This window comes from Echinicola arenosa, assembly GCF_014841125.1.
Lineage (GTDB): Bacteria > Bacteroidota > Bacteroidia > Cytophagales > Cyclobacteriaceae > Echinicola > Echinicola arenosa.
Map to the genome: position 1 here is coordinate 58,682 of NZ_JACYTQ010000007.1, position 26,570 is coordinate 85,251.

The following is a 26,570-nucleotide window of genomic DNA, read 5'->3' on the forward strand; positions in this document are numbered from 1 at the left end:
GTGTTTTTAATGACCTTGTTTCTAAACATATAGATCAAAACTAAAGTAAAAGGTAGTACATACCTTACAATAGCAAAGACCTTATATTGATCATAGAATCCATCAAACATGTCATATAAAAGGTAAAAGATGACAACATGGTAGATGAATTTCTTTTGGTCATAAATAAATGAGGCTATTAATAGTATGGCGAGTATTACAATGATCATTTTTTATCTATTTTATTGTCATTTTTTTAAAAAATTCAAAAGGATTGATACAGCTTCGCCCGGTCAGTCCCATAAGGAACTTAGCGTTCGAAAAAAATCTGAGAGGTAATCCAGGAAGTGTTTGAATCCTTCCTGGTTTAATAAAAAATGGTTTTGGGTTTGTTGCTAACTAGCAATAATGGATGTTAAGAGACGGGAGAACAGCTTTTGTTGCTATACTGCTGCTCTACCACTTCCTTTGAATACTTTGTCTAGAACATTGGACTTTTTGTCGTCAGAATAATAGCCATATCCATATCCTCCGTAGTTCAGGCTCTTCGTACTTACATCATTGAATACTGCATAAATATTTTTCAGTCCTTTGCTTTCGCGTAAAAAGTTAATGTCTTCAATAAAGGAAAACTTACTGTAATTATACCTTAGAACACAAAGGGTCAAGTCTACCTGTCTTAGTATGGAGAGTGTTTCACTTGTCAAGCCAAGTGGAGGTGTGTCTAAAACAATAACGTCATAGCTTTTCTTCAATTCGAGCAACATTTCTTCAAATCTAGGCTTTACTAGAAGTTCGGCAGGATTGGGAGGAGTGGGCCCAGCCAAAACCACATCTAAGTTAGGGAATGATGTTTTCTGAATGACTGCATCGATATTATCCACTTGATTACTGAGATAGGTAGATAAGCCTAAGTTGTTAGTTAGTTTGAAATCATCAAATATTTTAGGCTTGTGAAGGTCACAACCTATCAGTATCGTTTTTTTATCACTTATTGAATAGGCCGAAGCAAGGTTCATTGATGTAAATGTCTTTCCTTCACCTGCAATTGTTGAAGAGATTGCAATGGTAAGGTGCTTATCTTTAGGGACAATGAAGGTGATATTTGTTCGCAAAGCTCTAAATGCTTCAGCTATACCTGATTTGTTTCTATTAAACACTACAAGGCTTTTATCGGTTTTATTGTGACCAATTGATGTCAGTAATGGTGCTGTCAACTTTTTCTCCAGCTCTTTTCGGTCTTTAATTCTTACGTTAGTGAAAATTATAATCGAGATAATGATAATTGGAATTAAAAAGCCAAGTGCAGTTGCGAGAATATAGTTTGTTAATGGTTTCAATTTAAGTGGAACAAAAATTGGAACAGCATTCTCAATTATTTTATCAGGAGCAGAATTAGATACCATGGCTATGGCAGACTCTGCTCTTCTTTGCATTAGAAAAGTATAGATGTTCTCGTTGAGCGTGAATGATCTTTGGATTCTTAATAGGTTCTGCTCAGTTACAGGAAGTCGGCTAAACTCGGACTCGGTTTTTGCTAGTCTTCGCTCGAGATCAGAAACTGTCATTTCTGAATTTTTGTTGACATTTCTGAGAACCTCTTTAATAGATTCGTTTAGATCAGATATTTTTTTGGTAACAGCAATTACGCTGGGAGAAGAATTAGATTGTGTAGTCAAATATTGAGACCTTTCGGACTGCAAAAGAATCAGGTCCTCTATTAATCGGTTTAGTATAGGGTCTTCAATTCCGATACCAGAAGGTAAAATAATGTTATCATAACTTTCTCTCACGAGATAATCTTGAAGTTGCTCATAATACTGCTTTTTGAATCTTTCTTGGGAAAGCACAGTCTCAAGTTCAGTGATTTTAGTAAAGATTGTATTACCTTCACTTCCTATATTATAGGTCCTATTGTTACTTCTGAACCTTTCTAATTTATTCTCAATAAAAGATAGAGAGTCAGATACACCGGAAATTTGATTGTCAATGAAGTCTACGGTTTTACTGGCTTGAAGATTTTTCTCTTTTAGTCCATTGTCGAGGAACGTAGCCATTAATTCATTGATATATCTCCTGCCTTTTTCTGGAACTGTAGTTACTAATTCTATACTTAATATAGAGCTTAGGGCATTTACTTGGGCTACAGTATAATTGTCACCAACATATTGATTTACTAAACTTGTCCGATCTCTGAACTGTACCAAATAATCCCCGGACTCGGTTTGAGGAACAGAAACTTTAAATCGGGCAAAAGGTAGTTCTACCCATTGATCAAAACTGAAGCTTTTCGGACCAAATCCAGGGTGTTCATAAAGGAGCGAGCGTGATTTATCTGGATTGAACTTTTTGTACTCGCCTTCAGGAAAGTTTACAGAAAAGGATTTATTGTTATTCCAAGATATCTCAAAATCACTTTCAGTTAATTGTGTATGCTCCCAATCTACTACCACTTGGAGAGCAGATTCTTCATATACCTCCTTGTTTTGAAAAGTACCTAGTTCATAGTATTCAACGTCAAAATCCAGCTTATCCAGAACTTCATTAGCCAACGGTCTTGATTTTAAGATATTTATCTGGTTGAAAATCCTGTTGGATAAGGGAATACCACTTACAGGAACATTTCCAGTTAAGTCAAGTACATTACCACTGGTCTCTGCTTCAATCATTAACCTTCCCTCAACTTTGTACTCTGAAGGGTTGGTTAGGTTATAGAAATATGCTCCAGTTACTGCAAGGAGGACAGAAGCAACGATATAGGGCCAGAATTTGAGGTATTTTCCCAAAAATTCTTTTATGTCGAGGTTGTTTGAATTATCCTCGGTGTAATATTCAAACTCGGTATTGTTGTTCATGTTCATTGCTTTTAGTTGTTATTGGTGGCATTATAGATCAAAACTCCTAATGTAAGTGTGGTGACCAAGAGCTGGAAAGTCTGTATAAAAGTAGCTCCTGTTCCTAATTCTCTGACTTTCATAGGTTCTACATAGATAAGGTCATTGGGCCTTAGGAAGTAAAAATCAGATTCCATTATTCTATCATCCAAAAGGTCAATTTTATATACCTTGGATCCCTCAGGATATTGTCTAATTAATGTGACTTTATCCCTATTAGCTACTATTGTCATTTCTCCTGCATTTGCAATAGCCTCAAATATTGTTACTCTATTCTGTAAAATTGTATATTTTCCAGGTCGGTTGAATTCACCCAAAGCACTGTACCTTATCCCCCCAAGTCGCACTCGAACGAATGAATCTGCGGTTTCATTTAGGTATTTAACAACTTCATTTTCTACCAATGTTTTGGCTTCGGAAGTAGTTAGCCCCAATAAGTTCAATTCTCCTAAAACGGGAAGTTCAATTAAACCATCATCATCTAGTGTGTAACCAGTCATAAAATAGATGTCGCCTCCATCAGCTAGACCGCGCATTGCATTACTACTATTTGCAGCAGCGGGATCATTAAATAGAAGGTTTAACTCGGGGCTTGTGGTTCTGATGTTAATATCTATTACGTCGTTTGCTTGTAATTTATATTCTTCGATTTGGTGAACTTTCATGCCACTTGAACTTGCTACCATTTCTTCAGACTTCTGCTCTTGCATGTAGATTAGTCTTTTATTAGAAATACAGCTAAAAGAGAGCATACAGGTGATGCAGAAAACAATGTAAATTCTTAAGTGTTTCATTATTGAATAGTTGAATAAGAATGATAAAAATTATGGTATTCGATTGTGTCTTAAAGGTAAAAAAAAAATATTCTATAAAACAATTTTAAATTAAAAAAAATGATGTTTGTATACATAAAAAAGTCGAAAGTTGTTTTGTGGGTCGATTTGAGCACTTTTTAAACACTTTGTTCCATTTTTTAAGAAATGCTGTTTTTCGATTGTTTAGCCCTATTTTGATACAATTACTTTCGGACTTTTTAATTCTTATGTACTTTTGGGAGCAATTAGATACTAAGAATAATGATAAGACCGGATTTTGACGATATTTTTATGGAATTGGCAGTGAATCTGGCAAAAAGATCACATTGTATTAAAAAGCATGTTGGGGCTGTATTGACTAAAGACACTAGAATAATTTCAATTGGTTATAATGGCCCTCCTCCTGGCACGCATAATTGTGATGAAGAATTTCCTGAAACTGGATGCAGCAGAGATAGCAAAGGGAGTTGTTCTTTGGCCTTGCATGCAGAGCAGAATGCTATATTATACGCTGTTAAAAACAACGCCTCCGTGGAAGGTTCTACACTATATGTGACTTTAGCGCCTTGCCTGGCATGCGCCAGGATTATTTATTCGATGGGAGTAGCTAAGGTTATTTATATGTATTCCTATGCAGAATACAAGGGACTTCCTTTTGATGAAGGTGTGGAGTTTTTGAAAAAGTTTGGTGTGTTGGTAGACAAGTATGAGAAGGAAATTACTTTTGAAGATGTATTGATCTAAATGAAGTTTACTTCAGGGTGTAATAATATGTTAAACTTCTTTTCTACATCCGTTTGTATTTTCTCTGAAAGTGCTTTAATCGCCTCTCCATCTCCATCTCCATAATTAACTAGAACTAATGGCTGGTTTTTATGCACTCCTATAGATCCGAAAGTACGTCCTTTCCAACCTGCTTGCTCAATAAGCCAGGCTGCAGGAACTTTTACTTCTTTTGACTGCGGATATCCAGGAATAGTTGGATGTAAAGCTTTTAACTTTTCAAAATGTTCAAGACTCACCACCGGGTTCTTGAAAAAACTTCCTGCATTGCCGATCAGTTTTGGATCTGGCAACTTGCTTTGTCGGATAGATATGATCGCTTTACTGATATCGTCGATGGTAATCCCAACTTCCGAAATACCCATTTCCTGAAGAGTTGTCTTTATAGCTCCGTAAGTAATATTTGGAGATGGGTGTTTTGAAAGTCTGTATGTGACATGTGTGATCACATATTTATCACGAACAGTATTTTTAAAAATACTTTCTCTGTACCCAAAATTGCATTGATCATGATTGAATATTTCGACTTCCAAGGTTTCCCGATTGACAGCTTCAAGGTGATCAAAAACTTCTTTTATTTCTACTCCATAAGCACCAATGTTTTGCATGGGTGAAGCTCCAACGGTACCTGGGATCAAAGATAAGTTTTCTATTCCGGCCCAGTTTTGATTAATGGCATATTGGACGAAGTCGTGCCATATTTCGCCCGCACCAACTTTTACCCATATATTATTTTGATTCTCTTTTTGAACAGTAATGCCTGTAATATTCATTTTTATGACCATAGCATAAATATCCTTGGTAAGAAGGATGTTGCTGCCTCCACCTAAAATAAATACTGGAATTTTACGGTTTTCCGCCATCCTAAGTGCTTTTTGGACTTCTTGGATGGATTGGACTTCTGTGAAAAATCTAGCTTTTTTGTCTATTTGAAAAGTATTGTATGATTTTAAAGAAATGTTTTCTTGTATCTTCATGGATAAGTTTTAGTTCTAGTGGGCATTTTCGAAAACTTTATTTACCGTCTCTATCAGATCATGTCGAGTGAAATGCCTAATGCGAAATAAACAAGATTTTGTTCAATAAGAAAGAAAGAGTGTCACAAGCTTTCGAAAAGATAAACGCATATGAAAGAAATGGTCATTAATGGAATCAGGATAAGGCCAGGTCAGTCGGTGAATATTGAAATTGCCATTGCAAGACTTCCAACACATACATTGATTGATTTACCTATATTTATACATCGTGCCAAAGAAGATGGTCCCGTGGTATTGATCAGTGGTGGTGTACATGGTGATGAAATTAATGGTGTGGTAGCGGTGAAACGAATGCTTGAGGAAGAGATTTTTCAACCCAAAAGAGGTACTCTGATTTATATTCCTTTAGTCAATGTTTACGGCTTTTTGAGTAACAGTAGGACTTTTCCCGACGGTAGGGACCTGAACAGGAGTTTTCCCGGAAACAACAAAGGTTCTCTTGCCTCTCAGATAGCTTATATATTAACTACACAGATCATTCCAATTATAGACTATGGGATAGATATTCACACAGGAGGTAGGATGCTTTCTAATTACCCACAAATAAGAGTCGATTTTAAAGATAAAATTGGGATGGAAATGGCGAAGGCCTTTGGCACGCGTTTTATTATCAATTCATCCCATATTGATAAGTCTTTCAGAAAAGAAGCATTTAAATCCAAGAAACATATTTTGGTTTATGAAGGGGGGGAGTCTATGAGGTTGGATGAGTTTTCTGTTGAGGAAGCAATTTTAGGAACCAAAAGACTTTTAAACCATTTGGGGATTATTGATGAAACATTACCAGATAATGAAACTTTGGTAATAAAAGAGAGTAGCTGGACTAGAGCCAAAATTTCAGGAATTTTCACCCCAGTTGTCAAGCCTGGAGACGAAATAAAGAAAAGACAAGTATTGGCACGTATTTCTGATCCTTATGGTCAAGTAAAGGTGCCAGTGAAAAGCAATGCAAATGGATACATTGTTGGGATGAATTATTCTCCAGTGGTAAATGCAGGAGATGCTGTATTTCATATCGGAAAAGTATGATAAAATGAATCAAGTTGATTTTCAGTTGCTTTACTTAACCTAGGCATTAAAATTGCTTTTGGAAAACCATGACTTTTGAAAATTACAAGCAAATTAGAGATCGAAGTGAGTCTTTGTGCACGCATCTTGAAACGGAAGATTTTGTGATTCAAGCGGCGGAACATGTGAGCCCTGCAAAATGGCATCTGGCACATACGAGTTGGTTTTTTGAAACATTTGTTTTGAAGAAATTCTTGCCTGATTATAATGAATTCCACCCAGATTTTAGTTTTTTCTTCAATAGTTATTATAACGCAGTGGGAGAGAGAACAGCCAGAAACCACAGAGGCTTGATGACCCGGCCAACGATAGAGGAGGTTTTTGACTATAGGGGATACATCGATGAGCAAATGAGAGGTGTTTTTGATAACCAATTTTCTGATGAGGTTGATGAAATTATTACCCTTGGCCTTAATCATGAGCAACAACATCAAGAGTTGTTAATTACGGATTTGAAATATAACCTATGGCTAAATCCATTGCTGCCTTCTGTACTTAATATCAAAGAATATCCTAATCAGTCAGAAAGGGGTTGGTTGAAAATCAAAGAAGATATCTATCCCATAGGGCACGAAGGTGATGGCTTTTGTTTTGATAATGAGTTGGGAAGTCATAAAGTTTATTTAGATGACTTTATAATTTCATCAAATCTAGTGACGAATCAAGAGTATCAGGAATTTATTGAATCCGGAGGGTATCGTAACCCAGATTATTGGCATTCTGATGGTTGGTCTTGGGTAATATCTGATGATATAAAAGCTCCTTTATATTGGTTGGCAAAAGAAGATAAAGTTTTTTACTATACTCTCGACGGACTAAAAGAATTAGATCCCAATGCACCAGTAAGTCATATTTCCTTTTATGAAGCGGCGGCTTTTGCAGAATGGTCAGGTTACAGGCTTCCTACTGAGTTTGAATGGGAAGTGGCTTCCAATAAGTTTTCTTGGGGAGATAGATGGGAGTGGACCAACTCTGCATATTTGCCTTATCCTAAGTTTGAAAAAGCTCCAGGTGCCATTGGTGAATACAACGGTAAGTTTATGGTGAATCAGATGGTTTTAAGAGGGGCATCAGTAGCAACTTCACCTGGGCATTCAAGAAATACTTACCGCAATTTTTTTCACCCACATTACCGATGGCAGTTTACAGGAATTAGACTTTGTAAAAGATAACTTCAAAAACTTATGGAATATTCTCTTAGAAAAGATACTGAGTTTGCCAGAGATGTATCGGTTGGACTTAGTGGAAATAATAAATTTTTGTCCTCCAAATACTTTTATGACCATAAAGGAGATGAGTTGTTTCAGAAAATCATGCAATTGCCTGAGTATTATTTGACAAGGAAGGAATTTTCTATTTTGGAAGAACATCATAGATGTATTATGGAAAGGATATTAGATTTTCCAGAATTCAATATGGTGGAAATGGGGGCTGGTGATGGTCTTAAAACGAAAATTCTCCTTGAATATTTGTACAACCAAAAAGCAAACTTTACCTATTACCCAATCGATATTTCTGGAAATGTCTTGAAACAGTTGGAAACTTCATTGCATGTTTCTTATCCAGGAATTGAGGTTTCTCCTATTGTTAGCAATTATAAAAATGCATTGCAGGATCCACTTTGGAATAGAAAAACCAAAACCTTACTTTTATTTCTAGGGGCCAATATTGGGAATTTCGTTTGGGATGATGCCGTGAAGGTTCTAAGGAAAATTGCCAGATCTTTGCAAGAAGGTGATATGGCGCTGATTGGTTTTGACTTTAAAAAGGATCCCGAATTGATATTGCGGGCTTATGATGACAGCCAAGGTGTTACCAAGGATTTTAACTTGAACATTTTGACTAGGATTAACAAAGAGCTTGGCGGAAATTTTGATTTGACCAAGTTTAAACACTGGCCAGTTTACAATCCTGTGAATGGCGAGTGCAGGAGTTACTTGGTAAGCTTAGTGGAACAAGAGGTCACTATTGAGGCTTTGAAACAGCGTTTTAAGTTTAAAAAAGCAGAGGCCATCCATACTGAGGTATCCAAAAAGTACGATAAAGATGAGCTCTTGCTGCTGGCAGAAGATAGTGGTTTTGAAGTGTTGGAAAATTTTGAAGACTGTGATGGATATTTTACGGATAGCCTTTGGAGAAAAAAGTGAGCTTCCTCTAAGTTAAATAGTTTTATATAAAACATTACCTTCGCGGTGGATGAATGTTTTTTTATGAAAAGTAAGCCGCATACATATTTGTTCAAGGTTCAATATTTGGGTTTTCGTTATCACGGATGGCAGAAGCAACCAGGGGTGAAAACCATTCAAGAAATGTTGGAAAGAGCTTTTAAAGCGAAATTGGGGCATGGAGATTTTAATATTTTAGGGGCGGGTAGGACCGATGCTGGTGTTTCTTGCATGGGAGGTTTTTTTGAATTGTTTTCTACGGAGGAAGTCAATTTGGATGGACTGATTAATGGCGTTAACCAATATTTACCTGATGATATCCGATTAATAGCAGCAGAGCCCATAGGTGCAAAGTTTAACATTATTCAAGATGTAAAGGAAAAGGAATATCGGTATTATTTTTCATTTGGAGATAAGCCTCATCCGTTTTCAGCTCCATTTGTGGTGGTGATCAAAGAGCAAATGGATATAGAGCTGATGAAACAGGGAGCAGCTCTATTTTCGGGAGTAAATGATTTTAGAAATTTTTGTACCAAGCCTAAGCCTGAAACTGTTTTCAAAAGAGAAATTAAGCAATCAAGTCTAGAGGAATACAAACATGCAGATGTGGAATGGGAAATTTCTGAACCTGTTTATTGCCTCAGTGTTAAAGGAAAAGGGTTTATGAGGAATCAGGTAAGGTTAATGATGGGAGCTTTGATTGATTTGGGGAGTCATAAATTGACTCTTGCCCAATTGAAAAATGCACTTGCAGGAGAAATGAGTGTATTTCCTTTGTCCAAGAAAGCTGAGGCAAGGGGATTGGTGCTACACCATGTTTCCTTTTAATGAAAAAGCCCTGCTCGTTTGAGTAGGGCTTTGGGACTTCTTAATTTATGAAGTTTATTCTATTCAAAGAACTTTTTGAGCCCTTCAATTTTCTTCTGCAAAGAAGCCTCTACAGCTCGGTAAGCATCTCTATTTGGCAATGTCTCGTTAACAGAAATATAGTATTTAATCTTTGGTTCAGTACCGGAAGGACGGGCGGATATTTTGCTTCCGTCTTCTAGGTAGAATTGAATAACATTGCTCTTGTCCATGTCCAATGTTTCTTCAGTACCTTCTAGAACGTTATAGACTTTGCTTTCCTTTACATCTACCACTTTTACCACTTTGATACCATTGATGGATTCAGGTCTATTTGTTCTGAAGCCATGCATCAGTTGTTGGATTTGCTCAGCCCCGTCTTTGCCTTTTTTGGTTACGGAAATAAGAGACTCTTTGTAGAAGCCATATTCTTGGTAAATCTCAGCCAAAACATCAAAAAGTGTCATGCCTCTTTCTTTGTAATAGGCAACAACTTCAGCTAATGTGGCACAGGCAGAAACACCATCTTTGTCCCTAACGGCATCACCCACTAAGAAACCATAACTTTCCTCACCACCACAAATGAATTGTTTTTTACCTTCAAGTTCTCTAATAACCGCAGCAATATTTTTAAACCCAGTGAGTACTCGGTAACAAGGAATATTAAAGCCTCTACAGATATCTTCTATGAGTTCAGTGGTTACTATGGTGTTGACCATGAATTGGTTTCCCGTAAATTTTCCTCGTTTGCTCCATAGGCTTAACAAGTAATAGGTGAGTATGGATCCTGTTTGATTTCCATTGAGTAACTCAAATTCTCCGTTTTCATTAGGAATAGCAGCAGCATATCTGTCTCCATCAGGGTCACAAGCCAAAACCAATTCAGCATTGACTTCTTTACCAAGTTTAAGGGAAAGGTCTAGCGCCTCTGCCTCTTCGGGATTGGGGTAAATTACGGTTGGGAAATTGCCATCAGGCTCAGCTTGTTCTTTGACAATATGGATGTTTTCAAAACCAAATGTTTTTAAAGCGGCAGGAACCATTTTACCAGAAGCGCCATGAATGGGAGAAAAGACGATACTCATGTCTTTTTGATTCAAAATAGCTTTTGGAGAAAGGCTGAACTTCTTGATATCATTTAGATAGCTTAAGTCCATTTCCTGGCCAATGTATTCGATCAGGTTTTCATCTTTATCCCACTTTACATCATCAATAGAACTAATTTTTTGAACTTCCATGATGATGTTTTTGTCATGGGGAGCAACGATTTGGCCACCATCCTCCCAGTATGCTTTATAGCCATTGTATTCTTTGGGATTGTGGGAGGCGGTTATCATTACCCCACTTTTACAACCATAATACCTTATGGCATATGAAAGCATTGGGGTAGGACGCATTTCTTTGAAGTATTTTACCTTGATGCCATTAGCAGACAATACATTGGCCGTTGTATCTGCAAACAAAGTGTTATTGATACGGGAATCATGCGTAATGGCTACTTTGATCTCCTCTCCAGGAAAGCAAGACAATAGGTAATTAGCCAGTCCTTGAGTGGCCATTCCTATTGTGTAAACATTCATTCTGTTTGAACCAACCCCCATTATACCTCTTAAACCACCTGTTCCAAACTCGAGATCTCTGTAAAATGAATCGATAAGTTCTGTTTGGTCTTCAGCGGCAATAAGCCGTTGGATTTGTTCTTTGCTTTGCTGATCAATGTTACTACTAAGCCATGTTTGGGCTTTGCTAATAATGGATGCGTCTGTCATGTTGTGTAAAAAACTTAAATGAAAATCTAATTTAATCATAAAAGCCATTAATGCCACTTTGAGAGGAATCAGAAAGTTGAAAAGTAAAGAAAATTTTACTTTTTGTAAATGATCACCCAATGTTCAGTGACAGCTTCTTTCTCACTATAAATTACCCCTTAAAGCTTGTTCTCTTTCTATCGATTCAAAGAGGGCTTTGAAATTGCCTTTTCCAAATGATTTGGCACCCTTTCGTTGAATGATTTCATAAAATAGGGTAGGTCTATCTTGAACCGGTTTTGTGAAAATTTGCAAGAGGTAGCCTTCATTATCTCTATCCACCAGAATGTTCAAAGCTTTGAGGGGCTGGATGGATTCTTCTATTTCACCAACCCTTTCTAGCAAGTTTTCATAATAGGTTTCAGGAACCCTAAGGAATTCCACCCCCCGTTTTCTGAGTTCACTTACGGTATGGATGATGTCGTCGGTAGCTATAGCGATATGTTGTACACCAGGGCTGTTGTAGTAATCCAGGTATTCTTCGATTTGAGATTTTTTCTTTCCCTCTGCGGGTTCATTAATGGGGAATTTTATATAACCATTACCATTTGAAACTACTTTTGACATTAAGGCTGAATATTCGGTGGAAATATCTTTATCGTCAAAAGTAACCAATAAGCTGAATCCCATTACCTTTTCATAAAAATCAACCCATTTGTTCATTTCTCCCCAGCCTACATTTCCCACGCAATGGTCGATGTATTTCAATCCAATTGGTTGAGCTTTGAATTCATTTTTAACTTCGATGTATCCAGGTAGGAAAGGGCCTTTGTAATCTTTTCTTTCGATAAATGTGTGTAAGGTTTCTCCATAAGTGTGGATAGAGGCCACTTTGACTGAGCCGTTTTCATCTGAAATTGTTTCTGGAGGTTCATGGGAAACTGCTCCTCTTTTGGTAGTTTCTTGCCATGATTTTTCCGCATCATCTACCCACAAGGCAAGGACTTTGACTCCATCTCCATGTTTTTTAACATGTTCAGCAATTGGGTGATTTTCGTTGAGAGCACTGGTCAATACCAATCTTATCTTATCCTGTCTTAGCACATAAGACGCTCGGTCTCTGACGCCAGTTTCAGGTCCTGCGTATGCTTCTAATTGGTAGCCAAAAGCATATTGATAATATAAAGAAGATTGTTTGGCATTGCCAACATAAAATTCCACATGATCAGTCCCATTAATGGGGAGAAAATCAGTTTCCATAAGATTTTTTTTTGGGTTTATATATTAGTCTAGGAATGGACAATATAGGAAAATTATAGTACGAAAATAAGGGAATGATGGTGGTAATATGTGAAGGTTTTGAGGCTTCTTAAAACATTGTTTGATGATTGATTTGGAAGTTTGAAGTAGTAAAATAGCTTAATAGGTGGGGTAACTATTGGAATTGCTGTTTTTTGAGGTGTTAAAGTATTATTATTTTAATTTAAATAAGCGCAATCTGTTTTTTGGAAACTCTAAGGGGATTATCTACCTTCATATTTCATTTAAAAATCAACAAAAAACTGTAATGGACTTAAATAAGTTAGACAAGGACCTAACCGCTATTGTAGAGAAGAGAATAGAGCTAAGCAAATTGACTTATGCCGATGAAAATTATGATGATATTGAAGAAGAGCTTCATGATTTGGAAGATGATTTCAATGAAGAGTTTGGAGATGAATTGGAAGGAGAGCTTGAAAAAATTTACGATAAGCTGGATTCAGATACGGATATTTTGTTGCCTTCTGCGTACTTAGCGAATAAGTATGTGCCTATGTTGCCAGATGCAAGAGGTGTTATTTCTTATGAGGTCAAAGGTAAAGAGGGTGTACCTATAGAGTCAGAGCAGTTTGATGGACAAGATGTGAGGATTATACTAATACCAAACCCTACAAGATTTGTGATGCAAATCAATGGAGTTGCGATGAAAGACCTTTGGAGGTCTAGGTAAAATTAGATTGGTGTTAAATAAAAAGATGCCCTTCCTCGATATTGGAAGTGCATCTTTTTATTTAAGTGATTGGGTTTTTATTTATATCCTAGCTTCTCCCTTACTTTGTTCAGTGTGTTTTGGGCAACCTCTCTGGCTTTGGCTTCACCTTCTGAAAGCTTGGCGTCCAGTTCTCCTAGATTGTTCATGTAGTAGTCAAAAGTAGCCCTTTCTTTGGTGTATTTTTCAGTGATGAGGTCAAGTAACTCTTTCTTTGCATGTCCGTAACCAAAGTTGCCTCCAAGGTATTTTTGCCTTAATTCCTCCGTTTGTTGGATTGTAGCAATCAAACTATAAAGTTTAAAGACATTACAGGTGTCAGGGTTTTTAGGCTCTTCAAGAGGGGTAGAGTCCGTTACTATACTATAGACGTTCTTTTTGAGTTGTTTTGCAGGTAAGAAAATATCTATATAGTTGTTGTAGGACTTGCTCATTTTCTGGCCATCAGTACCAGGAATGATCATTACATCTTCACTGATTCTAGGCTCGGGTAAAGTGAGAATTTCCTCGTCAACACGGTGGTTGAATGTACTGGCAATGTCACGGGTCATTTCCAAGTGCTGCAACTGGTCTTTGCCAACCGGGACAATGTCTGCATCAAATATCAATATGTCTGAAGCCATTAGGACTGGGTAGGTGAACAAACCTGCATTGACATCTGATAATTTGTCTGACTTATCTTTGAAACTATGGGCATTGGCCAACATGGGGTAAGGAGTGAAACAGCTGAGGTACCAAGTCAATTCGGCTATTTCAGGAATCCTGGATTGCCTGTAAAAGACTGTTTTGGAGATATCCAGCCCGAAAGCGAGCCAAGCGGCGGCTACGGCATGGACATTGTCTTTTCGTTTTTCACCATCTTTGATGGTCGTTAGGGAGTGGAAATCTGCTATAAAAATGTAAGACTCGTTATTATCTTTTTTTGTTAATTCAATTGCCGGTTCAATAGCACCTAGGATGTTCCCTAGATGAGGTCGGCCCGAACTTTGAATTCCTGTCAATACTCTTGCCATCAGTCAAATTTTTGATGCAAATTAAAGAAATAAAGACACAATTCGCTTGAATTTTACCGTTATTTGTGAATATGAAAAATATTGGATTAGCCTTAATCATCATAAGCCTTACTATATGTGTTGGTTTTGCTGTTAAAGCTCAGGGACTTGCCCCTTCTCCACTTTTATGGGAAAGGCAAGAAGCAAAATTGGGCTCGGTAATGGAGGAGCACGGAAAAGTATCAACGGAATTTTTCGTAGTGAATAATGGGATTTCTCCTGTGATCATTGAAGAGGTTATTACGGATTGTGGGTGTACTACTATTGATTTTGCCTCAGATACTTTGGAGCAAAATCAGATAGGTTCTATTAAGGTGGATTATCAGCCTACAAGTTTTGGAGGGGCTTTTAAAAAGAAAGTGGTGGTCAAAACCAATATAAATCCAACTGGAGATACACTTTATGTGGAAGGGTATAATATCCCTTACCCTGATAATGTAGCTTCTTATTATGATTATAGGAAAGGTAATCTTGGGTTTCGCTTCAGTTCTATCAATATGGGGGAAGTGTTTACCAATCAGCCAAAGGTAAAATATGTGGATTTCTATAATTTCAAGGATTTACCAATTACCTTGGATGAACAGGAAATGAAATTGCCGGATCATATCAAGGTCAATATGATTCCTGCAATAGTTCCTGCCAAATCTAGAGGTCTTCTTGCTATACAATATGATGCTGTAGCAAAGGCTGATCTTGGTTTTTTTGACGAAAGTGTGGCTTTTAATATTGAATCAAATGGTAATGAAGCTATAGAGTTGAGGTTACTTACCACTATTCATGAATACTTTGCGCCAGTTCTTAAAAGTGAAGTGAATAATATTCCCAAGCTGGCCATTTCTGAAGTAGATGTGGACTTAAATAAAATCTCTAGCAAAGAAATCATATCAAAGTCAATTGTTTTAACCAATATTGGTAGCAAGCCTGTTAATATCCGAAAAGTGGTAACAAACTGTGATTGTATGGTATATGACTTACCGACCAAAGACCTTCAGCCCGGCGAAAAAACTGATTTGACCTTTACTTTTGATCCAAAGGGTCGACTGGGTATTGATCATAAAATGATTACGATCTTTAGTAATGATCCGCTGAATCCTACCAGAACAATAGTGGTGAAGAGCAGGATTGACTAATAATTATTTAAAAGCAGGTATGCCGGTGATTTCTTGACCAAGAATCAACAAATGGATATCGTGAGTTCCTTCGTAAGTTACTACAGACTCCAAATTCATCATATGACGCATGATGGGGTATTCACCGGTTATTCCCATGCCGCCGTGAATTTGCCTTGCTTCTCTGGCGATATCCAATGCCATGGCCACATTGTTTCTCTTGGCGAGGGAGACTTGAGCTGTAGTGGCTTTTCCTTCATTTTTCAGTTTGCCTAATCTCCAAACCAACAATTGAGCTTTGGTGATTTCGGTAAGCATTTCAGCCAACTTCTTCTGGACAAGTTGAAAGGAAGCAATGGGCTTGTCAAACTGTATTCTTTCCAATGCGTATCTTTTGGCTGAGTCATAGCAGTCCATTGCCGCTCCCAGCGCGCCCCAAGCTATTCCATAACGGGCAGAATCCAAACACATTAAAGGAGCGCCCAGACCTGATTTGCCGGGGAGTAAGTTTTCCTTAGGTACTTTTACATTATCAAAAACCAATTCCCCGGTACAGCTTGCTCTCAAGGACCATTTGTTATGGGTTTCAGGTGTAGTAAAACCTTCCATTCCTCTTTCAACAATAAGGCCATGGATTCTTCCTTTCTCATTTTTGGCCCAAACTATAGCGATGTCTGCTTGTGGTGAATTGGAAATCCACATTTTGGCTCCATTGAGTAAGTAGTGGTCTCCCATATCTTTAAAATGGGTTTTCATGCCACTTGGGTTAGAACCATGGTCTGGTTCGGTAAGTCCAAAACAGCCCAGCATTTTTCCCGAAGCGAGCTGGGGTAAATATTTTTTCTTTTGCGCCTCACTTCCAAAGGCTTGGACTGGATACATGACCAAAGACCCTTGGACAGAAACGGTAGACCTCATGCCAGAGTCTCCACGTTCAATTTCCTGCATAATAAGTCCATAGGCAATATAATCTAGTCCGCCACCTCCATATTCTGTTGGGATTTGCGGACCAAAAGCTCCAACCTCACCAAATTTGGTGACAATTTCTTTAGGGAAGTGAGCTTTTTGGGACCAGTCTTCTATAAAAGGTGAGATTTCCTTTTTGACAAACTCTCGCATGGACTGCCTGATGAGCAGGTGCTCTTCGCTTAACAAATCATCAATGGCATAAAAGTCAACACTTTCAAAAGTATCTTGTTTAGTTGCTCTTTTCGGGGAGGTATTTGACGACATGAAATTTTGGTTTATTGGGTTTTTAGACTGATTTTTGTGTGTTAGTTTTTAAGTAGTACTCTCCAAAGCCTCTTTAATTAAGCAAGAAGTTTGATAAAAAACTACATTACCAGCATAAAAAAACATCCATGAGCAAGGAGCAGCCACCCCAAGAAATAATCGATAAAATCCAACAATTACACGAAAAGTACAAAGCTTCCGGTCAAGACATGCTTTCTTATTTGGAAGGGTTGCTTTATGCGGATTATTTGACGTATTGGGATTACATTAACCTGGATACCTTGCTGACTTTACAGCAGCCAAAGACATCTTTCAAAGATGAGAAAATATTCATTATTTATCATCAGATCACAGAGTTGTACTTTAAGTTGATCATTTGGGAATTGGAACAAATTGCTGAGCAAGTAGATGTGAAAGCAGCTTTTATGAAAGAGCGATTGGAGCGGGTCATTATGTATTTTGATCAACTGATTTCCTCTTTTTCGGTGATGTGGAAAGGGATGGAAAAGGAGCAGTTTTTGAAGTTCAGGATGTCATTGCTGCCTTCAAGTGGTTTTCAAAGCGCGCAATACCGTATCATTGAAATCATGTCAACAGAAATCCAGTATTTGGTCAATATTATAGAAAGAGAAGACTACATGGATATTAACCTGACCAATGTGGATAGTTTGTTTGATATTCTGTATTGGCAATCAGGAGCAAAAGAACTGGCGACTGGAGAAAAGACCTTGACATTGAGGACTTTTGAGGAAAAGTATGGTAAAAAACTGAAAGAGCTAATTGTTAGTTACAGGAAAAGAAATCTTTGGAAAGTTTATCAGAATTGTCAGGATATTGATGACGAACTTACAGAGTTGATGAAGACTTATGATCTTAAAGCAAATGTTTTTTGGCCTTTGGCTCATTACAAGTCCGCTGTAAGGTATTTACAGAAAAATCCTGAAGATATTGCTGCCACTGGAGGGACAAACTGGCAAAAGTACCTTCCTCCTAGGTTTCAGAAGGTGGTGTTTTACCCTGAGCTTTGGTCGGAGAAGGAAAAGGAAGAGTGGGGCAAAGGCTGGGTGGTCAAAGAAGTCTTTGGCCAAGAATTTTAAACTGGATATAGCTGATTTAAGGATAAATACCTTACCAAATGAGAAAAGAATTACAATTAAAGCTTAGCCCAAAAGAAGCTTATGACGAGCAGCTTTTTGAAGCTACTGTCCTCAAGAATTTAGGGTTAAAAAGTGCTGAAGATAAAATAAATATTCGTCCACTGAAGAGGTCGATTGATGCCCGAGGCCGGCAAGTAAAAATAAATGTGACTGCGGAGGTTTTCATCAATGAAGTACCTGATGCCAGAATTGAGGCAACTAAGGATTACCAAAAGGTGGGGAATGCTGATCCTGTCATCATTGTGGGAGCTGGTCCAGCTGGTCTTTTTGCCGCTTTGCGGGTTATTGAATTGGGAGGAAAACCGATAGTATTGGAAAGAGGCAGGGATGTAAGGTCAAGAAGGAGGGATTTGGCAGCCATCAATAAGGAGCATATTGTTAATCCCGAATCCAATTATTGTTTTGGAGAGGGTGGAGCTGGTACTTATTCTGACGGAAAGCTATATACCCGTTCCAAAAAGAGGGGGGATATAAGGAGAATCCTGGAGATTATGGTTGCCCATGGTGCTACAGAGGATATTTTGGTCGATGCGCATCCACATATTGGAACCAATAAGCTTCCGGTTTTGGTTGCAGATTTGAGAGAAAGTGTTTTAAGTGCAGGGGGAGAGATTCTTTTTGAAACCAAAGTCATAGATTTTGTTTTAAAAGGAGATGAGGTGAAAGGAGTGACCACTGCCGATGGTGAAACTATTTTGGGTTTGGGGGTCATTTTGGCAACGGGACATTCTGCCAAAGATATTTTTCATCTTTTAAATGATAGAAAGATTCTGATTGAAGCCAAGCCTTTTGCGCTTGGAGTAAGAGTGGAACATAGCCAGCAACTAATCGATCAAATTCAGTACCACTGTCGAACTAATAGGGGGCCCTATCTTCCAGCATCATCTTATGCATTGGTGCAGCAGACAGTTTATGATAATAAACAAAGAGGGGTTTTTTCATTTTGCATGTGCCCCGGAGGCTTTATCGTACCAGCAGCGACTTCACCAGGTGAGTTAGTTGTCAATGGCATGAGTCCAAGTAGAAGGGATAGTAAATTTGCCAATTCAGGAATTGTAGCAGCAGTTGAGTTGGAAGACCTTCCGGTAGAATATCATAAGTATGGGGCTTTAGGGGCAATGAAGTTTCAATCAGATGTTGAAAAAGCAGCCTGGAGAGCAGGGGGAGAGACTCAGGTTGCTCCAGCCCAACGGTTGGCAGATTTTGTGGAAGGCAAAGATAGTAGTACGCTTTTGGATACCTCTTATCAGCCAGGTCTGAAGTCTGTAAATATGGGAAGTGAAGTTTTGCCTGATTTTATTGCTTCAAGATTGAAGCAGGCATTTAAGGCTTTTGGAAATAAAATGAAAGGTTACTATACAAATGATGCCCAGATAATTGGAGTAGAAAGTAGGACATCTTCACCAGTTAGGGTGCCCAGAGGAAAAGAGACCTTTGAACATCCAGAAATTTCTCGTCTTTATCCTTGTGGCGAAGGTGCAGGATATGCAGGTGGTATAGTTTCTGCTGCAATGGATGGAGAAAGATGTGCTGAAAAACTAATGGAGAAATATGGGCGATACTAAGAAAACTGTAATTATTGGAGCAACAGACAATCCGTCAAAATATGCTTTTTTGGCTGCCGGAATGCTAAAAGAAAACGATCACCCCATTGTGCCTTTAAGTGTGCATGAAGGGAATGTGCATGGGGAGATAATCAAAAATCTAAACGAGAAACCAATTATAAACGATGTAGATACAGTGACGATGTACATCAATCCGGTTCATCAAAAAGAGTGGGAAGATTACATAGTATCTTTGCATCCAAAACGTGTGATATTTAACCCTGGTGCTGAAAATCAAGGATTTACTGATCGATTAAAAAACGAGGGAATTGAAGCGGTGGAGGCTTGTACTTTAGTAATGCTAAGAACTGGTCAATATTAATGAATGTTACAGCTAAATAGGCCTGATTTTTTGAGTTTTTATAGCTGGTTTGTGCCAAAAATGTCGTATTATTAAAGGTTGAAAGTTAAAATGAAGCTAGAGGAATTATTCCTCTTTATTCTTTTATAAATCCTATTATGAGTAAAGAACAAGAGTCGAATTTAGGGGATTATTCCGCAGGGAATATTCAGATTTTAGAAGGTTTAGAAGCAGTAAGAAAAAGGCCGGCCATGTATATCGGTGATGTAGGGATAAAAGGTCTGCATCACTTGATATGGGAAGTTGTTGATAACTCTATAGATGAAGCGTTGGCTGGACATTGTGATACCATTCATGTGACTGTATTGGAGGATAACTCTGTGATGGTGCAGGATAATGGTAGAGGGATTCCGACTGATATGCATGAAAAAGAACAACGTTCAGCCTTGGAAGTTGTTATGACCGTATTGCACGCTGGAGGTAAGTTTGATAAAGATACCTATAAAGTGTCCGGTGGACTTCATGGTGTCGGGGTTTCTTGTGTTAATGCCTTGTCTACAATGCTGAAAGCTACTGTTCACCGTAATGGGAAAGTATTTGAACAAGAATATTCAAGAGGGGTTCCTCAGACCGAGGTCAAAGAAGTAGGTACTACTGATAAAAGGGGAACTACAATTCATTTCAAGCCTGATGGTGAGATTTTTACCATAACAGAATATAAATATGATACAATCGCTACTCGTCTGAGAGAAATGGCTTTCCTTAATGCAGGAATAAGGATTTTCTTGGAAGATATGCGTGAGTTGGATGATGATGGAAAGCCAAAGTCTGATGAGTTTTTCTCTGAGGGAGGTTTAGTTGAATTTGTTCAGTATTTGGATGAAACTAAGGAAAAGATCATTGCAGAACCTATATACATAGAATCTGAGAAAAATGGTGTACCAGTTCAGGTGGCTATGAGTTATAATTCTTCATTTTCTGAAAACGTGGTTTCATATGTCAATACCATCAATACCTATGAAGGTGGAACTCACGTTTCTGGCTTCAGAAGAGCATTGACCAGAACCTTAAAGAGTTATGCTGACAAGTCAGGAATGCTGGACAAAGTAAAAATAGATGTTTCTGGAGATGACTTTAGGGAAGGATTGACAGCTGTTATTTCTGTAAAAGTAGCTGAGCCGCAATTTGAGGGTCAGACTAAAACCAAATTGGGTAACTCAGAGGTGGTAAGTGCTGTGGACAGTTCTGTTTCTGAGGTGCTACAATATTGGTTAGAGGAGCATCCGAAAGAAGCTAAAATTATTGTTGGCAAAGTTGTCTTGGCCGCTCAAGCGAGGCATGCAGCTAGAAAAGCCAGAGAAATGGTGCAGCGTAAGAATGTTCTTGGGGGAGGTGGTCTTCCAGGAAAGCTTGCCGATTGTGCCAATACGAACCCAGAAGTATGTGAATTGTACTTGGTGGAAGGGGACTCTGCAGGTGGTTCTGCCAAGCAAGGTCGAGATAGGGACTTCCAAGCTATTTTGCCACTGAAAGGTAAAATATTGAATGTTGAAAAGGCTCATGAACATAAGATTTATGATAATGATGAGATTAAAAATATTTTAACCGCTTTAGGAGTTAAGTTTGGCACAGCCGAGGATGAAAAGGAGCTGGATCTTACCAATTTACGTTATCACAAAATTGTGATTATGACGGATGCTGATATCGACGGTTCGCATATCAGGACTTTGATATTGACGCTTTTCTTCCGTTACATGAGATCATTGATAGAAAATGGTTACGTTTATATTGCCTTGCCTCCATTATATCTCCTTAGAAAGGGAAAAGACGAGCGTTATTGCTGGACGGAAGACGAAAGGGCGAAATTGACACGAGAAATGGTCGGTGATGGTAAGTTAGAGAGTGTTGGTATACAACGTTATAAAGGTCTTGGTGAAATGAACCCGGAACAATTGTGGACTACAACCATGGATCCTACATCCCGTACTTTAAAGCAAGTAACCATTGATTCAGCAGCTGAGGCAGATCACCTGTTCAGTATGTTGATGGGAGATGAAGTAGCTCCTCGAAGAGAGTTCATTGAGAAGAATGCGAAGTACGCCAAAATTGATACCTGATTTTATATTAAAATAACGGTAACAAAGGGGCATTAAGCCCCTTTTTTGCTTATATTATGAATTCATTTTGGAACCTCTTTTAAGTTCAATTTTATTAAGTTTTGGATTTTGAATTATGGAAATGGAAGTTATTCAAAGAGATAAATTCGAGAGTAAAATAGATGGAAGTGATTTGGTCAGCAGAGACCTAAGTTGGATAAAATTCAATTTTCGTGTTTTGGACCAGTCCAAGAAGCAAAGCAGGACAATTTTTGAAAAGTTGAAATTTTTAGCCATCACTGCCTCCAACCTTGATGAGTTTTTTATGATCAGGGTGGGTTCACTGTATAATTACCTTGATTATGAAAAGGAAAGGATAGATTATTCTGGCTTAAGGGAAGAGCCATTCAAAGAAAAGCTGATGCTTGACTCTCAGGATTTTCATGAGCAGCAACATGAACACTTTATCAGTAATATTCTGCCAAGCACCAGAGAGTCTGGTTTTATCTTAAGCAATGTCAAAAATTTGGAAGATGAGGAACAAGAATATATAAAAGAGTATTTTTTTAAGGCAGTTTATCCAATGCTCACACCAATGGTTTTTGATGGATACCATACCTTTCCCATTTTGATGAACAAGCTGTTGATTTTTGGGGTAGTGACTATCAATCCGGGCGATAAAAAGGATAATCGAAAACTTTCATTTGTTCAAATTCCATCCAATATTCCTAGGTTCTTTGAAATCGAAAGGGATGAGGAGATGATTTTTGTACCTATTGAGGAAGTCATCAGAGAACATATTGTTTCTTTGTTTAGAAATGTAATTATCGAGTCCATCAACCTTTTTAGAATTACCCGAAATGGTGATTTTACTTTGGAAGAAACAGAAGATATGGATTCCAACTTCCTTGAAGAGGTAAAACGTAAACTTAACGAGCGAAAAACTGGCAGGGTAGTAAGGGTCGAAATCGAAGAGGGGTATAGTAAGTGGATGATGAATTTGCTTAAGGACAGGTGGAATATTCAGAAAGACAGTGTTTTCAAGGTCAAAAAAGAAAGCATGCTGGACTTTACCAGTTTTTGGCAAATTATAGGAAATAGGAGATTTAAGGATAGGATTCCACAGACACCGATTACCGTTCCTCCTTTAAGTTATCCCCAAGCTGGAGTACAGGGGGGAAGTCAAGATATCTTTCAGGTGCTCAAACAGAAGGATGTATTGCTGCATCATCCATATAATAATATGGAGCCAATTTTGGAACTGTTGAACAAAGCGGCCGAAGACCCGAATGTCATGGCCATTAAAATGACGATTTACAGATTGGCGAAGCACTCACGCATTACAACTGCCTTGCTGAAAGCTGCAGAAAATGGAAAGCACGTATCTGTACTGTTTGAAGTGAAGGCCAGATTTGATGAAGAAAACAATATGCAAGAAGCCAAGAAGCTTCAGAAAGCAGGCTGTTTTGTGATCTATGGGGTGAGTAATTTTAAAACCCATACAAAGCTTATGCTGATCGTGAAAAAAGACGAAAACAAGGTTACAAGGTTTGTGCATTTAGGATCCGGAAATTATAACGAAGATACCTCAAAGCTGTATACTGATTTAGGTTTGCTGACTACTAATGAAGTTTTGGCTAATGATGTTTCCGAATTTTTTAATGTAATTACAGGGCATTCAATGCCTTCTTCTTATAAGAACTTGATTACTGCACCACAGGGAATGAGAAGTGGTTTGATCAATTTTATTGAGAGCGAAGCAGAACATGCCCGTCAAGGTTTGCCTTGTGGAATATTTATTAAGGTAAACAGCCTTGAGGACAGTGAAACCATTCATGCACTTTATAGGGCATCTCAAAGTGGTGTGCCCATTAAGTTGATTATAAGAGGGATATGTTGTTTGAGACCTGGAAGAAAAGGCCTGAGTGAGAATATTGAGGTTTATTCCATAGTAGGTGATTTTCTGGAGCATTCAAGAATTTACCATTTTCATAATAATGGTGACTTAAGAACCTATGCAGGAAGTGCCGATATGATGGTGAGGAGTTTTGAGAAAAGACTTGAATCACTGTTTAGGGTTCAAGATCCATTCTTAGAAAAGCAATTGATGAACATCTTAGCTTATAACCTTAAGGATAATGTCAATGCTTATATGATGCAGGAGGATGGAACTTATGTGGCTAAATGTCCCCAAGATGATGAAGTTGAATTCAACATTCATAAAGAGTTTTTTACCATTACTCCGGATATTGTAGAAAATGTAAAGCTGATTTAAAAGCAATCTATAAAACCAAGAAGGCCGGCCAATTCATATTGGCCGGCCTTCTTGGTTTTATACTATTGACTTTGATTTATTTTTATCATAGAGAATATTCATTACACCATCTTTTAGCCCTACATCCGGGACGATCATTCTTGTGGAATTGGCAGCTTCCATTGCAGATAAGTAAATGTAAGATGCTGGAACAATCACATCTGCCCTGTCTGGATTGAGGTTGAGTTTATTTACCCTTTCTTCATAGCTAAACCCTTCTAAATAAGCTTGAACCTCTTTTATTTTGACAATGTCCAAGTATCTTTTATTTTTTCTTGGATTAGATAGCTCAAAAATTTTATTGATATTTCCCCCAGTTCCAATGCATGTAATTCGATGTTTTTTATCGATATTCTCCTGAATAAATGACCTCATGGCCTTCCATACTTTAGGGGAGTCCATATGGTCCAAGGCACGGACAGAACCAATTTTGAAGGACTTGCTAGCTATCTTTTTTCTGTCTTGGTAGATGTTTAGTTCAGTACTTCCACCACCTACATCCACGTGTAAATAAGGCTTATGGTCGATATAGTTCCAAAGAGCCACATTGATCAGGTCAGCTTCTTTGTTTCCGTCAATTATCTGGATTTTAAGTCCTAGATCTTGCTTTACTTCTTGGGCAATATCTTTACCGTTTTCGGATTCCCTCATAGCAGAAGTAGCACAGACCATGTAATCATCCACTTCGTATAAATCGATCAATAATTTATAGGCTTTCATCAGTTTAATGAATTTTCTTCTATTAATATCACTGATTCTGTTGTTGTGGAATACATCTTTTCCAAGTCTAAGCGGAAATCTTACATATTCTAGTTTTTTAAAATTGACCTGATTTTCGTAATGAGTTACATGGGTGATTTGTAGTCTTATGGCATTTGACCCAATGTCTACGGCTGCTAGCTTCAAACTGTTTTAGGTTTTTGGTGGTTGATTGTAAAATCCAGTTTAGTAGTAATTAAAAAACATCAATTACACTATGTAAAAGTAAAATAAAAAAGAGGCATTTTTAATGTCCCTATGGTTATTTTTTACGCGCAATGGCGAATACAATGATACCTGCGACAATAGATATTCCGCCAGCATATGGTGGCCAGTTTACTGATTTTTCTTTTTCCGCACTTACTTGAAGGGGACCTGCATCTATAACTGTCTCTTCTGTAGTAAATGAAAAACCGGTAATGATGAACATCACAATACCTACTAAGACTAAAACAATCCCTAATGTTTTCATATCAATAAAGTTGGTTATCCAAGTTCTATTGCAAAAAACCTACCAAATAATAAAGAGATATTTATGTTACAAAAGGGGGGATAGGCTATCTAATGTTGTTTTTGGTTAAACTTCTTTGTTGCTTATATTTTTTGAAGGAGAAGGCCACACATACAATTAGAATTCCTCCAACAATACCAAGAGAAAGTGTACTCGGGATGTGATAAATGGAAGAAAGGACCATCTTTACCCCTAAGAAAACCAAGATAAAGGCCAATCCATATTTTAAATAGGAAAACATATCAAAAGCACTTGCCAAAAGAAAGTACAATGCCCGAAGACCAAGGATTGCAAATATGTTGGAAGTGTATAAAATGACTGGGTCGTTTGAAACAGCAAAAATGGCTGGGATAGAATCAACTGCAAATAATAAATCTGTGAATTCAACTACGGCTACGACTACTAGTAGTTGGGTCGCAAAACGTTTGCCATTGATCCTGATGAAGAAGTTTTCTCCATTGAATTTCGGGTAAACCCTGAATAATTTATGAATGAATTTAGTTCCCAATGATTTTGAAAAGTCTTCTGGTTCATCATCTTCATGTTGCCATGATTGCCAGCCAGCATAAATCAAAAATACTCCAAAAAGGGTCATCACCACATTGATTTTGATTTCTAGACCAGCAAAAGTGAAAGCAGGTAAATAGCTGATGCCTATTAGTGTTACACCAAAAAATATAAAAATGGCCCGCATCAATACTGCTCCAATAATTCCATAGAAAAGGACTTTGTGTTGATAGGTATCAGGTACTTTGAAAAATCTAAATACCATAATGAACACAAATAAGTTGTCTACACTTAAGGCTTTTTCGATCAAAAAGGCAGTATAATACTGCGTAGCCTTTTCACCTCCTAGACTAAAGTATATGTAAAGGCCAAAAAGCAAACCAATGCTGATCCAAATGATTGACCAAGTCATTGCTTCTTTTATTTTGACCTTATGAGCTGTCTTATTGAAAACCAAAAGGTCTGTTAAGAGCAACGATATAATTAAGATGCCAAATATAATGAGGGTAGTTCCCTCTTCTTTGATGTATTCCAATTCTCCAGAAATTAAAGCACAAAGCTAT

The 26,570-nt window shown here is 37.8% G+C and carries 22 protein-coding genes; 12 read left to right on the forward strand and 10 right to left on the reverse strand.

Features of this window, described 5'->3' with window-relative positions:
- Positions 1 to 422: 422 nt before the first annotated feature.
- Both IFO69_RS17175 and IFO69_RS17180 read right to left on the reverse strand, forming a co-directional pair.
- The gene (locus IFO69_RS17175; RefSeq protein ID WP_192011366.1) at positions 423 to 2,834 is read right to left on the reverse strand and encodes a GumC family protein; all 2,412 of its coding nucleotides are present in this window, start codon (positions 2,832 to 2,834) and stop codon (positions 423 to 425) included.
- Between the two features lie 11 nt (positions 2,835 to 2,845).
- Positions 2,846 to 3,583, reverse strand: a complete 738-nt coding sequence (locus tag IFO69_RS17180; RefSeq protein ID WP_192011555.1) for a polysaccharide biosynthesis/export family protein — start codon at positions 3,581 to 3,583, stop codon at positions 2,846 to 2,848.
- A gap of 366 nt (positions 3,584 to 3,949) precedes the next feature.
- On the opposite strand from IFO69_RS17180, the gene IFO69_RS17185 reads away from it, so the two are divergent.
- Positions 3,950 to 4,432 carry a deoxycytidylate deaminase gene (locus IFO69_RS17185; RefSeq protein WP_192011367.1) on the forward strand — a complete coding sequence of 161 codons (483 nt, stop codon included), beginning with the start codon at positions 3,950 to 3,952 and terminating at the stop codon, positions 4,430 to 4,432.
- Here IFO69_RS17185 and murB read toward each other — a convergent pair.
- Complete coding sequence (murB, locus tag IFO69_RS17190; RefSeq protein WP_192011368.1) at positions 4,429 to 5,448, reverse strand: UDP-N-acetylmuramate dehydrogenase; 1,020 nt, start codon at positions 5,446 to 5,448, stop codon at positions 4,429 to 4,431. The two genes, IFO69_RS17185 and murB, sit on opposite strands and share 4 nt — an antisense overlap.
- A gap of 150 nt (positions 5,449 to 5,598) precedes the next feature.
- On the opposite strand from murB, the gene IFO69_RS17195 reads away from it, so the two are divergent.
- The 4 genes from IFO69_RS17195 (at position 5,599) to truA (ending at position 9,569) form a co-directional block, all read left to right on the forward strand.
- Positions 5,599 to 6,537, forward strand: a complete 939-nt coding sequence (locus IFO69_RS17195) for a succinylglutamate desuccinylase/aspartoacylase family protein (RefSeq protein ID WP_192011369.1) — start codon at positions 5,599 to 5,601, stop codon at positions 6,535 to 6,537.
- 68 nt (positions 6,538 to 6,605) lie between these two features.
- Positions 6,606 to 7,748, forward strand: coding sequence for an ergothioneine biosynthesis protein EgtB (gene egtB, locus IFO69_RS17200; protein WP_192011370.1), 1,143 nt, complete (start codon positions 6,606 to 6,608; stop codon positions 7,746 to 7,748).
- A 12-nt stretch (positions 7,749 to 7,760) separates the two neighbouring features.
- Entirely contained in the window at positions 7,761 to 8,723 is a 963-nt protein-coding gene (gene egtD / locus IFO69_RS17205) for an L-histidine N(alpha)-methyltransferase (RefSeq protein WP_192011371.1), read from the forward strand.
- A gap of 63 nt (positions 8,724 to 8,786) precedes the next feature.
- A complete protein-coding gene (gene truA / locus IFO69_RS17210) occupies positions 8,787 to 9,569 on the forward strand; it encodes a tRNA pseudouridine(38-40) synthase TruA (protein WP_192011372.1) in 783 nt (260 codons plus the stop codon).
- 59 nt (positions 9,570 to 9,628) lie between these two features.
- Here the strand turns inward: truA and IFO69_RS17215 are convergent, their stop codons facing one another.
- Together IFO69_RS17215 and hppD are read right to left on the reverse strand one after the other, a co-directional pair.
- Positions 9,629 to 11,356, reverse strand: coding sequence for a phospho-sugar mutase (locus IFO69_RS17215; RefSeq protein WP_192011373.1), 1,728 nt, complete (start codon positions 11,354 to 11,356; stop codon positions 9,629 to 9,631).
- A gap of 144 nt (positions 11,357 to 11,500) precedes the next feature.
- A complete protein-coding gene (hppD, locus tag IFO69_RS17220) occupies positions 11,501 to 12,595 on the reverse strand; it encodes a 4-hydroxyphenylpyruvate dioxygenase (protein WP_192011374.1) in 1,095 nt (364 codons plus the stop codon).
- A gap of 307 nt (positions 12,596 to 12,902) precedes the next feature.
- Between hppD and IFO69_RS17225 the strand changes: the two genes are divergently transcribed.
- Positions 12,903 to 13,325 carry a hypothetical protein gene (locus IFO69_RS17225; protein ID WP_192011375.1) on the forward strand — a complete coding sequence of 141 codons (423 nt, stop codon included), beginning with the start codon at positions 12,903 to 12,905 and terminating at the stop codon, positions 13,323 to 13,325.
- Positions 13,326 to 13,402: 77 nt separating this feature from the next.
- On the opposite strand, the gene trpS is transcribed toward IFO69_RS17225, so the two are convergent.
- Positions 13,403 to 14,377 carry a tryptophan--tRNA ligase gene (trpS, locus tag IFO69_RS17230; RefSeq protein WP_192011376.1) on the reverse strand — a complete coding sequence of 325 codons (975 nt, stop codon included), beginning with the start codon at positions 14,375 to 14,377 and terminating at the stop codon, positions 13,403 to 13,405.
- A gap of 71 nt (positions 14,378 to 14,448) precedes the next feature.
- Between trpS and IFO69_RS17235 the strand changes: the two genes are divergently transcribed.
- Positions 14,449 to 15,546, forward strand: a complete 1,098-nt coding sequence (locus IFO69_RS17235; protein ID WP_192011377.1) for a DUF1573 domain-containing protein — start codon at positions 14,449 to 14,451, stop codon at positions 15,544 to 15,546.
- A gap of 3 nt (positions 15,547 to 15,549) precedes the next feature.
- Here the strand turns inward: IFO69_RS17235 and IFO69_RS17240 are convergent, their stop codons facing one another.
- On the reverse strand, positions 15,550 to 16,758 hold the full coding sequence (locus tag IFO69_RS17240; protein ID WP_192011378.1) for an acyl-CoA dehydrogenase family protein: 1,209 nt from the start codon (positions 16,756 to 16,758) through the stop codon (positions 15,550 to 15,552).
- Positions 16,759 to 16,886: 128 nt separating this feature from the next.
- On the opposite strand from IFO69_RS17240, the gene IFO69_RS17245 reads away from it, so the two are divergent.
- From IFO69_RS17245 to ppk1, 5 genes are all read left to right on the forward strand, one after another.
- Positions 16,887 to 17,855: a tryptophan 2,3-dioxygenase family protein gene (locus IFO69_RS17245; protein WP_192011379.1), complete on the forward strand. Its 969-nt coding sequence runs from the start codon at positions 16,887 to 16,889 to the stop codon at positions 17,853 to 17,855.
- 38 nt (positions 17,856 to 17,893) lie between these two features.
- Positions 17,894 to 19,480, forward strand: a complete 1,587-nt coding sequence (locus IFO69_RS17250) for an NAD(P)/FAD-dependent oxidoreductase (RefSeq protein WP_192011380.1) — start codon at positions 17,894 to 17,896, stop codon at positions 19,478 to 19,480.
- Positions 19,467 to 19,841, forward strand: a complete 375-nt coding sequence (locus tag IFO69_RS17255) for a CoA-binding protein (RefSeq protein WP_192011381.1) — start codon at positions 19,467 to 19,469, stop codon at positions 19,839 to 19,841. The genes IFO69_RS17250 and IFO69_RS17255 overlap by 14 nt, the downstream gene beginning before the upstream one ends.
- A 137-nt stretch (positions 19,842 to 19,978) precedes the next feature.
- Entirely contained in the window at positions 19,979 to 21,937 is a 1,959-nt protein-coding gene (gene gyrB / locus IFO69_RS17260) for a DNA topoisomerase (ATP-hydrolyzing) subunit B (protein WP_192011382.1), read from the forward strand.
- A 121-nt stretch (positions 21,938 to 22,058) separates the two neighbouring features.
- On the forward strand, positions 22,059 to 24,191 hold the full coding sequence (gene ppk1, locus IFO69_RS17265) for a polyphosphate kinase 1 (RefSeq protein ID WP_192011383.1): 2,133 nt from the start codon (positions 22,059 to 22,061) through the stop codon (positions 24,189 to 24,191).
- 57 nt (positions 24,192 to 24,248) lie between these two features.
- Here the strand turns inward: ppk1 and IFO69_RS17270 are convergent, their stop codons facing one another.
- The 3 genes from IFO69_RS17270 to IFO69_RS17280 all read right to left on the reverse strand — a co-directional run bounded on the left by IFO69_RS17270 (position 24,249) and on the right by IFO69_RS17280 (position 26,542).
- Positions 24,249 to 25,136, reverse strand: coding sequence for a Ppx/GppA phosphatase family protein (locus IFO69_RS17270; RefSeq protein ID WP_192011384.1), 888 nt, complete (start codon positions 25,134 to 25,136; stop codon positions 24,249 to 24,251).
- Positions 25,137 to 25,251: 115 nt separating this feature from the next.
- Complete coding sequence (locus tag IFO69_RS17275; protein WP_192011385.1) at positions 25,252 to 25,461, reverse strand: hypothetical protein; 210 nt, start codon at positions 25,459 to 25,461, stop codon at positions 25,252 to 25,254.
- Positions 25,462 to 25,546: 85 nt separating this feature from the next.
- Positions 25,547 to 26,542: a TerC family protein gene (locus IFO69_RS17280; protein ID WP_192011386.1), complete on the reverse strand. Its 996-nt coding sequence runs from the start codon at positions 26,540 to 26,542 to the stop codon at positions 25,547 to 25,549.
- Between the last annotated feature and the right edge of the window lie 28 nt (positions 26,543 to 26,570).

Excerpts from the sequence above, each read along its gene's own strand:
- gyrB (WP_192011382.1), top strand. The coding sequence starts at position 19,979 with ATGAGTAAAGAACAAGAGTCGAATTTAGGGGATTATTCCGCAGGGAAT.
- IFO69_RS17275 (WP_192011385.1), bottom strand. The coding sequence starts at position 25,461 with ATGAAAACATTAGGGATTGTTTTAGTCTTAGTAGGTATTGTGATGTTC.
- murB (WP_192011368.1), bottom strand. The coding sequence starts at position 5,448 with ATGAAGATACAAGAAAACATTTCTTTAAAATCATACAATACTTTTCAA.
- egtB (WP_192011370.1), top strand. The coding sequence starts at position 6,606 with ATGACTTTTGAAAATTACAAGCAAATTAGAGATCGAAGTGAGTCTTTG.
- IFO69_RS17235 (WP_192011377.1), top strand. The coding sequence starts at position 14,449 with ATGAAAAATATTGGATTAGCCTTAATCATCATAAGCCTTACTATATGT.
- trpS (WP_192011376.1), bottom strand. The coding sequence starts at position 14,377 with ATGGCAAGAGTATTGACAGGAATTCAAAGTTCGGGCCGACCTCATCTA.
- IFO69_RS17255 (WP_192011381.1), top strand. The coding sequence starts at position 19,467 with ATGGGCGATACTAAGAAAACTGTAATTATTGGAGCAACAGACAATCCG.
- IFO69_RS17240 (WP_192011378.1), bottom strand. The coding sequence starts at position 16,758 with ATGTCGTCAAATACCTCCCCGAAAAGAGCAACTAAACAAGATACTTTT.
- ppk1 (WP_192011383.1), top strand. The coding sequence starts at position 22,059 with ATGGAAGTTATTCAAAGAGATAAATTCGAGAGTAAAATAGATGGAAGT.
- IFO69_RS17215 (WP_192011373.1), bottom strand. The coding sequence starts at position 11,356 with ATGACAGACGCATCCATTATTAGCAAAGCCCAAACATGGCTTAGTAGT.
- egtD (WP_192011371.1), top strand. The coding sequence starts at position 7,761 with ATGGAATATTCTCTTAGAAAAGATACTGAGTTTGCCAGAGATGTATCG.
- hppD (WP_192011374.1), bottom strand. The coding sequence starts at position 12,595 with ATGGAAACTGATTTTCTCCCCATTAATGGGACTGATCATGTGGAATTT.
- truA (WP_192011372.1), top strand. The coding sequence starts at position 8,787 with ATGAAAAGTAAGCCGCATACATATTTGTTCAAGGTTCAATATTTGGGT.
- IFO69_RS17195 (WP_192011369.1), top strand. The coding sequence starts at position 5,599 with ATGAAAGAAATGGTCATTAATGGAATCAGGATAAGGCCAGGTCAGTCG.
- IFO69_RS17250 (WP_192011380.1), top strand. The coding sequence starts at position 17,894 with ATGAGAAAAGAATTACAATTAAAGCTTAGCCCAAAAGAAGCTTATGAC.
- IFO69_RS17185 (WP_192011367.1), top strand. The coding sequence starts at position 3,950 with ATGATAAGACCGGATTTTGACGATATTTTTATGGAATTGGCAGTGAAT.
- IFO69_RS17175 (WP_192011366.1), bottom strand. The coding sequence starts at position 2,834 with ATGAACAACAATACCGAGTTTGAATATTACACCGAGGATAATTCAAAC.
- IFO69_RS17245 (WP_192011379.1), top strand. The coding sequence starts at position 16,887 with ATGAGCAAGGAGCAGCCACCCCAAGAAATAATCGATAAAATCCAACAA.
- IFO69_RS17180 (WP_192011555.1), bottom strand. The coding sequence starts at position 3,583 with ATGCAAGAGCAGAAGTCTGAAGAAATGGTAGCAAGTTCAAGTGGCATG.
- IFO69_RS17225 (WP_192011375.1), top strand. The coding sequence starts at position 12,903 with ATGGACTTAAATAAGTTAGACAAGGACCTAACCGCTATTGTAGAGAAG.